This is a genomic window from Nitrospirillum amazonense, assembly GCF_007828045.1.
GTDB lineage: Bacteria > Pseudomonadota > Alphaproteobacteria > Azospirillales > Azospirillaceae > Nitrospirillum > Nitrospirillum amazonense_C.
Genome location: NZ_VITN01000002.1, coordinates 622,146 through 634,621, shown reverse-complemented (window position 1 = coordinate 634,621; position 12,476 = coordinate 622,146). Strand labels below are relative to the sequence as shown.

The following is a 12,476-nucleotide window of genomic DNA, read 5'->3' as shown; positions in this document are numbered from 1 at the left end:
CGTGGTCATGGCGCCCTCCATAACGATGTCCAGCAGACATCATAGCCTGATATCCGCCGAAACCGGGGAAAGGGGCATCCACACCATCAGTTCAGACGGAGGGATCAAGCCGATCATTGTCCGAGACGCTCGGCTCAGTGGCGGCCGCGTTGTGACGGGACTCTTCGGACATGCCGCGCATCCCTTCGTCAGGGAGCTGTGGGCGTGTTGCCGCCGTGGAACCGCCCGAAGTGGCGTGCGGAGAACAGACCGATCAGCAGCAAGCCAGCCCCGGCGGCGGCGGCCTGGTCCGCCGCGCGAAGATCGAAGTCTCCCACGCGAACCATCAGAAAGTAGGCGATGACGAGGTTCGCAAATCCCCAAAGGAGGTTCACGGTCGAGGACGAGAGACCTTGGCCCGAGGGCTTGGCAAACGGGCTCTGAAACGGCCGGCCCATCGCGCCGCTGACGAAATGCGGAATCGCGTTGGCGAGGAAGGCGCCACCGAAAAGGTAGGATATGTCGTGAAGCCAATTCATGATCAGGCGCTCCGTGTTAAAAGATCGATGATCTCCTGCGTGGTCCCGGTTTCGCCGATCCTCGGGAAAACGCGGGTAACGCTCCAAGCGTGGGCGTCAGCCTGCCGATCGGTCATCGCGTCGGTCATGAGCGTGACGTTGAAACCCAGCTCATAGGCCTGGCGCGCGGTCATCTCCACGCCATTGCTGGTGGCAACGCCGGCGATCACGACCTGGGTGACTTCAAGCGACCGGAGATGATCCTCGAGACCGGTCCTGGTGAAGGCGCCGGGCGTATGCTTCGTCACCACATGATCCTGCGGCTGCCGGCCGAGGTCCGGAATGAAATCGGTCCAGCCGGCCGGAAGCTCCTGCCGCATGCGCGGCTGCTCCGTCCGGCCCGGGGCGGCGCCCGCGACATTGACAAGCACCACCGGCAGGCCCTGTCTGCGGAACGGCGCCGCCAGAAGGCTGGCATGCCTGACGACGTCCTCCATCGGATGCGGATCGGGCTGAAGCGACACGATGCCTTTCTGCAGGTCGACCACAATGAGCGCGTGAGCGCGGTCTTGGGGGCGAGCGTGGTGACGGTCATGGGGGCGCCCTTTCCGGGGGGCGGGGTGTCAGGAGGCGGTGAGATCGCGGATGATCCGCGCAGCCGAGAGCAGAATCTGTCGTTCGGCCGAACTGAGCTTGCCAACGGCCGCCAGCAGCCAGTCATGCTTAGCCATGCTCCTCTTCCGCCGCGCCTCGGCGCCCTTCGTGGTCAGCGAAAAGAGGATCTGCCGGCCGTCCGTGGGATGAGGACTGCGCTCGACCAGCCCCTCCTGCTCAAGGCTCGCCAGGATGGTGCTCATCGACTGTGGTTTCATCGCCTGTGCGCGGGCAAGATCGGCGTTTGTCATGCCGCCGCTATCGTCCAGCAACGCGAGTGCTGCCGTTTCCGAGAGATTCAAGCCATCGGGATTTGCTTCGGCGCGCAGGCGGCGCAGGATTTGCCCAATGGCTTGGGTCAGGGCGGGAACGACGGTGTCGGGCGCTGTCAACGTGTCGGGGTCACTGCTCATTAGCGCCATATAGCATACCATCAGGCAAACTGACAAGTTTGTCTGATGGTATTTATGTGAACGCCAGCGAAGGATTTCCGTTGCCTTGACCCCGGTAGGCTCGGAAGGCCGGGCGAGTTGGCCCGTTCGTCATGTACTTCCCGATAATTGGCGCCCGGAGCCTACGCGCTGGAAACAGCTTTTGACCGCACGCGAGCCTTTCTCCAGGCGTCAGCAATCTGCCGCCAGACTAGCGGTGACCCGCATGTGTTCGGCGAGCGCATCGATGAATACCCGCACCTTGGCCGAGAGGCTGCGATGGCTGGGATAGAGCGCATGGACTTCGATGGATGCGGCGGTCACGTCCGGCAAGACACGAACCAGATGCCCGCTGGCGACCGCCGGGCGCACGAGATAATCAGGAAGGTGACCGATCCCGGCTCCACCCTCCACCACAACCTTTTGCGCGCTTGCGTCGGGTATGATGACCTGCGGCTCCCCGTCGATCGCGCCCGCGTCGCCAAAGCGCCAATCGATGCGATCCTGGCGATCGACCAGGCGGTGAGCGGCCAGTTCCGCCACGGTCCTCGGTGTCCCATGCGCCGCCAGGTACGCCGGACTGGCGCAGAGCCACAAGTCCACTGAAGGCAGCCGACGCGCGATCAGCGCAGAGTCCGCCATCGGGCCGATGCGGATCGCCAGATCCGTGTCCTGTGCGGCCAAGTCGATGCGGCGATCATCAGCGTCCAGCGCCACCTGCACCTGGTTGAAGCGCGCCAAAAAGCCAGGCAGCATCGGGGCGATCACGCCGATGCCGAAGGCATGGGTGGCGTTCACACGCAGACGTCCGCGCGGCGCCCCTGCTAGTCCCTCCAGGGCCGCTTCCGCCTCGGCGATGTCATCTAGAATGCGCGTCGCGTGAGCGTGAAGCAGGACCCCTGCGTCGGTCAGCCGAACATGTCGCGTGGACCGCTCGACCAAGGCGGATCCGGCGGCGGCTTCCATTCGCGCCAAAGCACGGCTCACCGATGATTTGGGAAGGCCGAGCGCGCGCGCCGTCGCCGATATGCCTCTCAGCTCCGCAATGCGCGCAAAAACGCGAACATCATCGAAATTCATCGTCTCGTTCCTCCAGTGGAACGTCTTGTGCCGCTTTATCAATCTAATCCCAATTTCCGGAACGGACTAGATTGAAGCGGCGAAAGGATCTCCATGCCGCCAGCCTCTGATCTCACGCCCAAACGCAGCGAACTGGATCGTCGCGGTTTCCTGGCGCTTACGGCCGCCTTCGCGATACCCGCCGCCTCCCCGCCTTTGGAGAAATGACCATGACTGGAACGATCAAGCCCTTCCATCTGAGTGTTCCAGAAAGCGTGCTCGTCGATTTGCGTGAGCGTTTGTCCAAAACCAGATGGCCTGAGCGCGAGACAGTTTCCGACATTAGTCAGGGGCCTCAACTCGCTAAGATCCAGACGCTCTGTGAGCATTGGCGCACCCAGTACGATTGGCGAGCCTGCGAGCGCCTGCTGAACAGTCTCGGCCAACACAAGGCGACGATTGACGGTCAGGAGCTTTATTTCCTCCACGTCCGCTCGCCTGAGCCCGACGCCTTGCCGCTGCTGATGATGCACGGCTGGCCGGGCTCGGTGCTTGAGTTCCGCAAGGTGATCGGTCCCTTGACCGATCCGGCCGCGCATGGCGAAGACCCCCGCCGCGCCTTCCACATCGTTGCGCCTGCGATGCCGGGTTTCGCGTTCTCGGGCAAGCCGGTCTCGCCAGGTTGCGGCCTGCCCCAGATCGCCGATCTCTACATCAAACTGATGGCGGAACTCGGCTACACCCGCTGGGGCATGCAAGGTGGGGACCTGGGCGCTGGCGTCGCTGACGCCATCGCGCGCAAGAGGCCGGCCGGTTTGCTCGGCACGCATTTGAACTTCGTGATGGCCATGCCGACGCCCGAGGAAATTGCGGACGCCTCGCCCGAGGAAAAGGCGATGCTCGGCGACGCCAAGATCTTCTGGGGCGACCTTTCCGGTTACGCCAAGGAACAGTCCACGCGTCCGCAGACGATCGGCTACTCGCTGGCCGACTCGCCGTCCGGCCTGGCCGCCTGGATCTACGCCATGTTCCAGGACACCTGCGCGACCCGGGGAGACGCTGAGGCTTCCTTCTCGCAGGACGAGATGCTTGACGATATCATGCTCTACTGGATCCCCAACACAGGCGCGTCCGCCGCCCGGCTCTACTGGGAGCTCTCCAAAGCTGGCGGACCGGCAGGCGGGCAGCCTAAAGGTCCGATCACCGTGCCAACAGGCTTCACGATGCTGGAGGGCGAACACGTTCGCATCTCCAAGCGATGGGCCGAAAAGCGCTATTCCGACGTGATCTACTTCAACGGCGAGAGCGACGGCGGCCATTTCGCGGCACTTGAGCGGCCAAAGGTCCTTGTCGATGACATCCGCGCCACCTTCGCCCGGCTGAATTAAAGGGCGCTGATCCCATGAGCGCGCCAATCAGTCCATCTGACGACGGCCGGTTTCCGAGGTCGGGCGGCGGCAGCTACGATCGTCCTTCGCGGATTTCATAGCTCCAGGTTCGCCTTGCTATCTCAACGGAGAGCTTGTCGAGGGAATCAGAATTGTGGATTCGACGCTCAGAATGTCATCGACATCGAAGCCTTGGGCGTCGCTTACGGCCTCGGGGCTCTTGATGTAACGCTGCGCAACTTCGGCCGGATCGTCGCCCTCATTATAAGAAAGAAGCGCGAAGGCCCGGTGCTCATTGTCGTTCTTTCTGGTCCATAAACCATGAGCCTGGACGCCGAACCTGTCAAAGTTATCGAGGTGGCGTCGGTAGACTGTGTTGCAGTAGAAATCGAGCGCTGCTTGGGTGCGAAGTGTATAGACTCGCATTTCGAAGGTTCGCATGGTCTGTTCCTTTTCAGGTGTATGATCCTGCGCGCCCCGATCGCGATGGCGATCAATGCCGCCATCGCGACCATCGGGAGGCGCGTACCCTCTTCGACGCTCCGATCCGTGTCTGATCGGTTGGTCGTCGACGTCTGAGTTACGGCTGACGAGGGGGAGGCACTGCGCCAATCTGGATGAAGACATCGAGCGTGTTGAGCTCGTCCCAGTGCTCGACGAAGCGCCCACCCTCGACCCGCCAGATGTCGATCGAGCGCATGAGGAAGGGCTTGCCCGTGGCCGGATAGCCGAGGAGGTTTCCGGTGTGAGTGCCCTCGTAACGATAACGGCCGACTACGCGGGAGCCGTCAGCCGACACGAAGACATCTTCGGCCGTTACTTTCAGGTCGGGCACGCCGGCGATGATGGCCCCGAGGACCTTCTTCGACCCCTCCAGGCCGGGTTCGGCGAAGGCGTTGTGGTTCACGTAGTGGGGCGCCTTGATCTCGTCGAGGCGCGAGACGTCGTGGCTGGACATGATCTCGGCGAAAGCATGGCCGAGTTTGATGAGATCAGTAGAATCAACGGTCGTCATTGGTCGTCCTTTCTAGGCTTCAGTGAATGGAGAGGGGCTACTTGGCGCCGACGATCAGGCAGGCGCCGGTTGCGACGATGACCAGCCCGGTGAGGCCGTGCATGCCGAACGCGAGGGCTCGGCTTCCGCCTGAGCGAAGGACGGCCACCATGTCGCCAAAGGCGATGAGGCTCGCGGCGAGCATGAATTCGCCCAGCACGCGCGGCGACCCGTTGGACATCAGTATGATGACGAAAATTCCCGACGCGATGTCGCGCGTGCCCTTCACCGAGAGCCACGCGATGAACCCCTTCGATAGCGGGGGTGAGTCGGCGATGCCGAAGTCGCCAGACGCGGCCGCTGGCGCCACCCAAAAGCGAGCGCCGAGGAACATAATTGCGGCCGCGATCAGGCCTGAAAGCACGTATCCGGTTTGCAGCATAATAGCCTCCTGTCATCTGCATAAAATCTAGCGGCGCTAGAATTAGACCGCAAGAGAAAATCTAGCATTGACAGAAAATAGTTCGCTGTTAGGGTTTGGGGATGTCGATAGCAGAACGCAAAGAGCGCCAGCGCGCGGAGCGCTATGAACTCATCCTCGCCGCCGCGCGCGAGCTGGCCGAGGCCGAGGGCTGGGACGCCGTAACCACGCGGCGCCTGGCGGACCTGATCAATTACAGCCAGCCGGTCCTCTACAGCCACTTCAAGGGCAAGGCCGAGATCATGGCCGCCGTCGCCACGAGAGGGTTTGAAGAACTTGCGGCCCGGTTAGAGGCGGAGACCGTGAAAGCCGCCGGCGCCGGTGGCGTATTGCGGAACGTTTGTGCCGCCTACGTCGATTTTGCCCGTTCCCACGCAGTCGTGTATGAAGCGATGTTCGTCTTGCCGACAAACATCAAATTTGCCAGCGACGACACGCCACCAGCCCTTCGCGCCGCCTTCGCGGCGTTGGTCGCTGCGCTTGGCCCCGATCGGCGAGAGCCGGTATTTCTAGCCGAAGTGCTATGGGGCGCCTTGCATGGACTGGTCGTCCTTATGCAATCCGGGCGGATTCCCGCTTCGGGAGCCGAGGCTCGCCTCGAAGTCCTCGTCGAAAAGTTTAGCGATAAAGCACAGGTCAGTGGTCCCTTGGAGCCGCATAAGCCCGCTTGAGGAGTTGACTTCGATTCGCAATCCGGTATCTTTTTTGCGACGTACGAAAGTCACTGCCCGGTAGGTAGTCCGGGTGACACGAGAGCGTTCGTACAAGTACCGATCCACGGGTCGGTCGCCGGTGCGTCCTTTGCCAATGTTTTTGCAAGGGACGACTCATGCCTGAATTCAAAATTCTTATTGTAGGTGCTGGTCTTGGCGGTCTGAGCCTGGCCCAATCGCTTTCCCGTGCCGGAATCGCCTGCGAGATATTCGAGCGGGACAACGCCCCGTTCGATCGACCACAGGGATATCGGCTCCACCTCGACGGCGATGCGATCAATGCGGCCCGCGAGGTGCTGACGCCGGAGCTATGGCGGCTCTTCGAGCAGACATCGCAGTGGACCGAGCCCTATACGACCATCCTCGGCACCGACCTGTCAGTCATCAAACGGCTGCCGACACAGGACGATCTTGGTGATGTCTGGCCGGCTACGGAGGCCAGTGCTCGCCACGCCAACGTCGATCGCGCGACGCTGCGTCAGATATTGCTCGCCGGACTAGAGAACCGGATTCACTTCGCAAAAGCGATTGACCGCTACGAGAGCAGCGACCAAGGAGTGACGGCGCACTTCAGCGACGGAACGAGCGTCACCGGCGACATGCTGGTTGGCGCCGACGGCATCCGCTCGACCGTGCGCCGCTAGCGCGCGCCGCATGCCGATACGGTGGATGCTGGCATTACCGCCATCTACGGACGGATACCGTTCGAAGCCGCGGCCGAATTGGCGCCAGCCGAGACCCTTGGCGACATCTTCACGATTGCCTCCGACGAGCGGAAGGTGTTCCTCGGCCTCGGCTCCGTGCGCTTCCCCATGCCTCCGGACGAGGCGGCATCCAGCTTCGCGCCTGGAACGGCGGTGCGCCATGAGGACGACTATATCGTCTGCATCGTCGGGGGACGCCACCGCTACTTCCCCGGCAACCTGCGCGAGGCCTCGGGAGCTGAGTTGCAGCGGATCGCGGCCGACACGATCGGCGGTTGGCCGGACAATGCCGGCGCAGTGATCCGCGCCGGAGACGCTGACTCCTTCTTCCCCGTCGAGATGTATACAAGCGTGCCCTGCACGCTCGATAACCCGACCAACGTCACCCTGCTGGGCGACGCGATCCACTCAATGACGCCGACACTCGGCCGCGGAGCCAACGTTGCGATGCGCGACGGAGCGTTGCTCGGACGAGCGCTCAAGCGGGCCGCTAAGGGTGAAGCGGACTTGAGCGCAGCTTTGGCCGCCTACGAAAAAAACATGCTGGCCTATGGCTTCGCGGTGGTCCGCGAGGCTGCGAAGATCGGTGAGCAGCGTATGGCCCAGAACCCGCTTCCGGCCTGATCGTACGTGATCGCCTCGGCGGCGCCGGGGCGATCCCCGGCTGGCCTCTTTCGGAAAGCCATTCCGTGAAGTAATCATCTGGCGCAGCAGCGCTGAGCGACCCGCGCTCGATCATAGCTGGTCAAGTGACCGACACGCTAGAAGCGCCCGATCTAGCTTCTTCGGCTCTGATCGCGTGGATGCGTCGCTGAGCCGACCACAGGCTCACGTCATCTGTAGGCGGGAAAACTATCAAGGCTGAAGCGGGCATGTGCCAGAACGCCTCCCGGAGCGCCTCGTCCGGCACGGCATCCTGGGCTGCTGCCGGAGCGGCGGCGCGGCCGGGCGCGTAGTCCCCGCTGGCGCATCAGGCGTTCCACACGATGCAGGCCGCAGGCGATCCCCTCCGCCAGCAGATCGTGCCGGACGCGCCGGGCCCCGTAGGTCTGGTCGCTGGCCACGAAGCTCGCCTGGACCCGTTCGCCGACCTTGGCATCCGTACGGGAACGCCGGGATGGGGGGCGGACCAGCCAGGCATGAAACCCGCCCCGCGAGACACCAAGCGCCTCGCACATCCATGCAACCGGCCAGATCCCCCGGTGCTTCGCGATGAAGGCGAACCTCATAGGCTCTCCTTCGCGAAGTAAGCCGCCGCTTTTTTTTAGGATGTCACGCTCCACCTTCAGCCGGGTAACCTCTCGCCGAAGACGGTCGATCTCCTCTTGCTCCGCTGGCCGTGGCCGGGAAAGGCATCCTTGCCAGCCCGGCCGAGGGCACGCGCCCATTTGCGCAGCATGGTCGCGTGAACCCCGAGATCCCGCGCAGCCTGCGCCACGTTGACACCCCGTTCCTCGATAAGCTTCACCGCTTCGATCTTGAATTCGCGGCTGTACTGTTTGCGCTCCGAGTTTTGTCCTCCGGTTGGACTAGCACCTTATCCCGGTGTCATCCAATCCGGCGGCAGCCCAATCCAGTCGGCAACCCGTTTGATAGTCGACGAGGCGCTTGTCGGCGCCGAAGGGGTGGTGCTCATCGCATTGTCCTCAAAGCCGGAGCCAACCCCCGTCGACCACCAGCGTCTGGCCGGTGACGAAGCGGGCGTCGTCGCTGGTGAGGAAGGCGACCGGCCCGGCGATGTCGGCGGGCGTGCCGAGACGCTTAATCGCCTGCTGCATGTAGACCTGCGCCTTCTGCTCGTTGGGCATGCCGCTCGCGCCCTCGGTGTCGGTAATGCCGGGATGGACCGCATTGACGATGATGTTGTCGGCGGCGAGTTCGCTGGCGAGCGCGCGGACCAAGCCTACGACGCCCATCTTGGAAGTGATGTAGTGCGAGAAGCCGAAACCGGGCGGGGTCACCATGCCGACCGCGTCGGAGCCGATCGCGACGATCGAGCCGCCGCTCGCCTTCCTCATGAGCGGCACGATGGCGCGTGCGCCCATGAGGTGGGCGTCGAGATTGAGCGCCAGCACCGAACGCCAAGCCTCCGGCGTCATTTGCTCCAGCGTCGCCATCGGATAGGCCCCGGCGGCGTGAACGAGGATGTCGGCACGACCGAAGGTGCTGTCCACCGTGCTCGCGACCGTGGCCCAGTCAGCCTCGCTCGTGACATCGGCGGCGATCGCGATCGCGCCATGACCGATCGCGTCGGCCACATCGGCGGCGTCCCTGCGATTGACGATGACGACCTTGGCGCCACGCCTGGCGAGCAGGTCCGCTACGCCCCGGCCGATGCCCTGCCGGCCGCCGGTGACGATCGCCACCTTTCCTTCATGAGTGCTCATTCCTGTGGTCCTTTTTTCGTTTGAGAGGTGGCGAGCGCGCGCAGTCGCGGCTCGCCGATTTCCGACAGCATGTCGGTATGGTGTGGAGACCAGCCGAGCGCCGCACGGCTTGCGGCGTCGCGCACGCGGCTCGACACGCTCATGATCAGCGCGCCGAACTCGCCCCAGATCTCGGCCGCTTCAGCCATGTTGACACTGCGGGTCGGAACGCCGAGATCGCGGGCTACGGCTTCGGCGATCCAGCGATTGGGGGTTTCCCCGGCGACCGCATGGTAGAGCCCTCCGGCCTCACCCGATTGCAGCGCTCGGGCGAAGAGGTCCGCGATATCGTCGACGTGGACATTGCCGTAGGTCGCCAAACCATCGCCCACATAGCAGGCGGCCCCGGTCATGGAGACCGACCGATAGACCATCGAGACATGGCCGTGGTCGCCCGGCCCCCAGATGAGCGGCGGACGCACGACCATCGCCCGCACGCCCCGCGACGCGGCGTGGCGAACGCGCCGTTCCGTCTCTACGCGCGCGATCGCGAGTGGCTCGGGCGTAAATGCGTCGTCTTCGGAAAAGCTGTCCGCGCTCCAGGCGCCACCCGTTCGTTGGCAGAGCACCCCCGATCCCGACAGGAACAGAAAGCTCTTTCCGCTGTCAGCCAGCGCTTCCAGCAGGCCCGTGACGGCCTGCAGCTCGGCTGGCGGCGCGATCTGGGCCGCATAGATGACCGCATCCGCTGCGCGGGCCGCAGCCAGAACCGACGGGAAATCCGTTTCAATATCGCCGCCAACGAAGCCGGTGGCTCCTAATACGAGAACATGGGTCAAGCGCGCGATCTCCTTTCCCCGGGGGAAATACGCGCTTCCGTTCCCTCCTCGTAGCCTATATGACTAGATACCATCCATCGTTCAGACAGATACATGCTCGACGGCGTTTCTCTTGATCATCTGCGAACCTTCGTTGCCGCCGCCGACCAAGGCAGCTTCTCGGCCGCAGGACGCGCTCTGGGGCGAGCGCAGTCGGTGGTCAGCCAGTCGATCGCGAATCTCGAAGCACAGCTCGGCGTGCCGCTGTTCGAGCGTGTCGGCCGCTATCCGCAACTGACGCCACATGGCAGCAACCTGCTCGCCGATGCCCGGCGCCTGGTGAACGATGCCGATGGGTTGAAGGCGAAGGCACGGAGCTTTTCCGCCGGGCTTGAGCCGGAGCTTTCGATCGTCGTTGACGTCATGTTCCCGCAAGGCTGTCTCACTGACGCCCTTGCCGGCTTCAAGAAGCGCTTCGCTTCAACACCGCTTCGCCTGCACGTCGAGGCCCTCGGCGCGGTCGCGCAGATGGTGCTTGACGGCCGATGCGGTCTCGGCATCACGGGAACGCTTCCGTTCGCCCCACCAGGCGTGACAGCAGAGCGGCTGTTCAGCGAGAAAATGGTTACGGTTGTCGCGCCAGGTTCGCCGCTGGCGTCGTCCGAGGGGCCGACCACGCTTCGGGAGGTGCTGGACGAAACCCAACTGGTCCTGACCGATCGCTCTTCCATGACCGATGGGATCGACTACGGCGTGCAAGGCAAGAATATCTGGCGCATGGCCGATCTTGGCGCCAAGCACGCATTCCTTCGCGCCGGCCTGGGGTGGGGGCACATGCCGCATTGGCTGGTGGCTGAGGATCTGGCGAGCGGCCGACTTCGGAGCATCGAGATGGAGGGACCCTCAGCAGGGTTGATGCCCTTCCAAGCGATTTATCCCACAGATCAACTGCCGGGCCCCGCTGGCCGATGGCTCCTTGGACAGTTCTCCACCACACGTCCGGCCTGATCCGCACCGCTCACTGAGCTCGGGTGGCAATCTGACTGTCCCGGCATTCATCGCAATCGATCGGCCGCCGCATCGGGAGGGTATCGACGTTGCCGCGGAAAACCGCGTGGTTCTGACAGCCGGCTCCTGCCGGCGAGTACCACCCTGTAAATCGGCACGACCCAGTGACCCTACAGACTTCAATAGAATCAAATGGATACCTTGCCGATCGGCGTCCAGGCTGCACGCCGATTAACACTCGACCATCTCGACCCGCCAGCAGCGGGTGCGCGGCCCCGATAGTCTGAATTTTTCGGAATTTGTGGAAATTTTTCTGAGTATTCGGAAATTTTTAGACATATTTTTCGGACAAATTCAAACTTGTTCAGACTTTTTCGAACATATTCAGACAATCGTTCACCCGCATTCACGTGGTTCAGGCCGCGTTCAGCCTGCTCGACGGTATTTGCAACGGCTGGCAGAGCCGCGAGTTACTGGGGTGGCGCTCAGGTGCGTCCTACGCGCCATCGAACGGAAGCCAGACAAGGCCGATCATGTGGATTCCGATTCGCGCCATTCGGTGACGATTTGAGTGTGGGACAGATGCGGGACAACGCTCGGGTAGGGCAAGAAGAGCGGATGGCCACGACGGCGGTGTCCAGAGCGCGGGACAAATGCGGGACAAACAACATAGCAAGATCCGGTGTCTCGCAGCGCTCTACAGCACAAGAAATCCAGGAAATCCGCCGATAATCCGCTTGGTGCCTAGATCTGATTTCGCCCTTTCACGGCGGCGACACGGGTTCGAATCCCGTAGGGGACGCCATCTGGCATGTAGGCCGTTGTATTTGCTGGAAAAGCAGCCAGCCCATCCTCGCCGGCCAATCGGGCGACGCGGGTGATGGCCTGGACATGATGGACCTGGATGACCTGCGCCGTCAGGCCGCCGCGGCAGGTGTTGCCGCCACCTTGGACAATGTGGGGCAAATGGCTCTGCGGGGTACGCGGCGGAGACAGCGTTCCCATGGTGACGATCTCCCCTCGGAAGAACCGGATGGCCAGACGTCGGCCACGAGGTGGATCCGCCGTACCGGCTTTCCCCGCCCAGTCCAAGGCCTTCCAGACCAAGACCGCCGGGAAGTGCCGGACCGCCAATAGTGAATCCCCGGGGGGATCATGGCCGCGCGCCGTATGCGTGCCCCCATGCTGAACGCGGCCGGCTGGAACGGCACATCGCGGCGCACGCCGCGCCCGAGGGACCGATGAGGCGAAGGGCGGCTGCGGGAATGGCGCCTCGGCGATCATGGGCTCATTCATCCGCTGATTAGGCGCCATCGCTTCCGCGTGTGCGGTTACCTTACAATTGGAAAGGTGCTTTCCACCC

Annotated in this window: 14 protein-coding genes and 1 pseudogene; 5 read left to right on the top strand and 10 right to left on the bottom strand. The window is 63.2% G+C overall.

All coding sequences use genetic code 11. The features are described 5' to 3' along the window. Window positions 1–188 precede the first annotated feature (188 nt). The 4 genes from FBZ89_RS05270 to FBZ89_RS05255 all read right to left on the bottom strand — a co-directional run bounded on the left by FBZ89_RS05270 (window position 189) and on the right by FBZ89_RS05255 (window position 2,662). Window positions 189–518 (bottom strand): hypothetical protein, encoded by a 330-nt coding sequence (locus FBZ89_RS05270; RefSeq protein ID WP_145748950.1) that lies wholly within the window; start codon window positions 516–518, stop codon window positions 189–191. Between the two features lie 2 nt (window positions 519–520). Further along, complete coding sequence (locus tag FBZ89_RS05265; protein WP_246172044.1) at window positions 521–1,045, bottom strand: isochorismatase family protein; 525 nt, start codon at window positions 1,043–1,045, stop codon at window positions 521–523. 75 nt (window positions 1,046–1,120) lie between these two features. Continuing rightward, complete coding sequence (locus FBZ89_RS05260) at window positions 1,121–1,564, bottom strand: MarR family winged helix-turn-helix transcriptional regulator (RefSeq protein WP_145748948.1); 444 nt, start codon at window positions 1,562–1,564, stop codon at window positions 1,121–1,123. 210 nt (window positions 1,565–1,774) lie between these two features. Further along, window positions 1,775–2,662: a LysR family transcriptional regulator gene (locus FBZ89_RS05255; protein ID WP_145748947.1), complete on the bottom strand. Its 888-nt coding sequence runs from the start codon at window positions 2,660–2,662 to the stop codon at window positions 1,775–1,777. Between the two features lie 209 nt (window positions 2,663–2,871). On the opposite strand from FBZ89_RS05255, the gene FBZ89_RS05250 reads away from it, so the two are divergent. Then, window positions 2,872–4,029 carry an epoxide hydrolase family protein gene (locus FBZ89_RS05250; RefSeq protein WP_145748946.1) on the top strand — a complete coding sequence of 386 codons (1,158 nt, stop codon included), beginning with the start codon at window positions 2,872–2,874 and terminating at the stop codon, window positions 4,027–4,029. Window positions 4,030–4,146: 117 nt separating this feature from the next. On the opposite strand, the gene FBZ89_RS30695 is transcribed toward FBZ89_RS05250, so the two are convergent. The 3 genes from FBZ89_RS30695 to FBZ89_RS05235 form a co-directional block, all read right to left on the bottom strand. Further along, window positions 4,147–4,470, bottom strand: coding sequence for an NIPSNAP family protein (locus FBZ89_RS30695; RefSeq protein WP_186457210.1), 324 nt, complete (start codon window positions 4,468–4,470; stop codon window positions 4,147–4,149). Window positions 4,471–4,609: 139 nt separating this feature from the next. Continuing rightward, on the bottom strand, window positions 4,610–5,044 hold the full coding sequence (locus FBZ89_RS05240) for an ester cyclase (protein WP_211115102.1): 435 nt from the start codon (window positions 5,042–5,044) through the stop codon (window positions 4,610–4,612). 37 nt (window positions 5,045–5,081) lie between these two features. Then, window positions 5,082–5,465, bottom strand: a complete 384-nt coding sequence (locus FBZ89_RS05235; RefSeq protein ID WP_145748944.1) for a DUF4267 domain-containing protein — start codon at window positions 5,463–5,465, stop codon at window positions 5,082–5,084. Window positions 5,466–5,566: 101 nt separating this feature from the next. On the opposite strand from FBZ89_RS05235, the gene FBZ89_RS05230 reads away from it, so the two are divergent. The 3 genes from FBZ89_RS05230 (at window position 5,567) to FBZ89_RS31160 (ending at window position 7,545) form a co-directional block, all read left to right on the top strand. Beyond that, a complete protein-coding gene (locus FBZ89_RS05230) occupies window positions 5,567–6,175 on the top strand; it encodes a TetR/AcrR family transcriptional regulator (RefSeq protein WP_145748943.1) in 609 nt (202 codons plus the stop codon). A gap of 158 nt (window positions 6,176–6,333) precedes the next feature. Then, entirely contained in the window at window positions 6,334–6,861 is a 528-nt protein-coding gene (locus FBZ89_RS31165; RefSeq protein ID WP_211115101.1) for an FAD-dependent oxidoreductase, read from the top strand. 21 nt (window positions 6,862–6,882) lie between these two features. Continuing rightward, window positions 6,883–7,545 carry an FAD-dependent monooxygenase gene (locus FBZ89_RS31160; protein ID WP_211115100.1) on the top strand — a complete coding sequence of 221 codons (663 nt, stop codon included), beginning with the start codon at window positions 6,883–6,885 and terminating at the stop codon, window positions 7,543–7,545. 308 nt (window positions 7,546–7,853) lie between these two features. Here the strand turns inward: FBZ89_RS31160 and FBZ89_RS31440 are convergent. From FBZ89_RS31440 to FBZ89_RS05205, 3 genes and pseudogenes are all read right to left on the bottom strand, one after another. Then, window positions 7,854–8,398, bottom strand: a pseudogene (locus FBZ89_RS31440) (IS3 family transposase); the annotation flags it as partial. A gap of 169 nt (window positions 8,399–8,567) precedes the next feature. Then, a complete protein-coding gene (locus FBZ89_RS05210) occupies window positions 8,568–9,308 on the bottom strand; it encodes an SDR family NAD(P)-dependent oxidoreductase (protein WP_145748941.1) in 741 nt (246 codons plus the stop codon). Further along, window positions 9,305–10,126: an NAD-dependent epimerase/dehydratase family protein gene (locus tag FBZ89_RS05205; protein WP_145748940.1), complete on the bottom strand. Its 822-nt coding sequence runs from the start codon at window positions 10,124–10,126 to the stop codon at window positions 9,305–9,307. The genes FBZ89_RS05210 and FBZ89_RS05205 overlap by 4 nt, the downstream gene beginning before the upstream one ends. 93 nt (window positions 10,127–10,219) lie before the next feature. On the opposite strand from FBZ89_RS05205, the gene FBZ89_RS05200 reads away from it, so the two are divergent. Next, on the top strand, window positions 10,220–11,113 hold the full coding sequence (locus FBZ89_RS05200) for a LysR family transcriptional regulator (protein ID WP_145748939.1): 894 nt from the start codon (window positions 10,220–10,222) through the stop codon (window positions 11,111–11,113). Window positions 11,114–12,476 lie beyond the last annotated feature (1,363 nt).

Excerpts from the sequence above, each read along its gene's own strand:
- FBZ89_RS05255 (WP_145748947.1), bottom strand. The coding sequence starts at position 2,662 with ATGAATTTCGATGATGTTCGCGTTTTTGCGCGCATTGCGGAGCTGAGA.
- FBZ89_RS05260 (WP_145748948.1), bottom strand. The coding sequence starts at position 1,564 with ATGAGCAGTGACCCCGACACGTTGACAGCGCCCGACACCGTCGTTCCC.
- FBZ89_RS05240 (WP_211115102.1), bottom strand. The coding sequence starts at position 5,044 with ATGACGACCGTTGATTCTACTGATCTCATCAAACTCGGCCATGCTTTC.
- FBZ89_RS31165 (WP_211115101.1), top strand. The coding sequence starts at position 6,334 with ATGCCTGAATTCAAAATTCTTATTGTAGGTGCTGGTCTTGGCGGTCTG.
- FBZ89_RS05235 (WP_145748944.1), bottom strand. The coding sequence starts at position 5,465 with ATGCTGCAAACCGGATACGTGCTTTCAGGCCTGATCGCGGCCGCAATT.
- FBZ89_RS30695 (WP_186457210.1), bottom strand. The coding sequence starts at position 4,470 with ATGCGAACCTTCGAAATGCGAGTCTATACACTTCGCACCCAAGCAGCG.
- FBZ89_RS05230 (WP_145748943.1), top strand. The coding sequence starts at position 5,567 with ATGTCGATAGCAGAACGCAAAGAGCGCCAGCGCGCGGAGCGCTATGAA.
- FBZ89_RS05250 (WP_145748946.1), top strand. The coding sequence starts at position 2,872 with ATGACTGGAACGATCAAGCCCTTCCATCTGAGTGTTCCAGAAAGCGTG.
- FBZ89_RS05200 (WP_145748939.1), top strand. The coding sequence starts at position 10,220 with ATGCTCGACGGCGTTTCTCTTGATCATCTGCGAACCTTCGTTGCCGCC.
- FBZ89_RS05270 (WP_145748950.1), bottom strand. The coding sequence starts at position 518 with ATGAATTGGCTTCACGACATATCCTACCTTTTCGGTGGCGCCTTCCTC.
- FBZ89_RS05210 (WP_145748941.1), bottom strand. The coding sequence starts at position 9,308 with ATGAGCACTCATGAAGGAAAGGTGGCGATCGTCACCGGCGGCCGGCAG.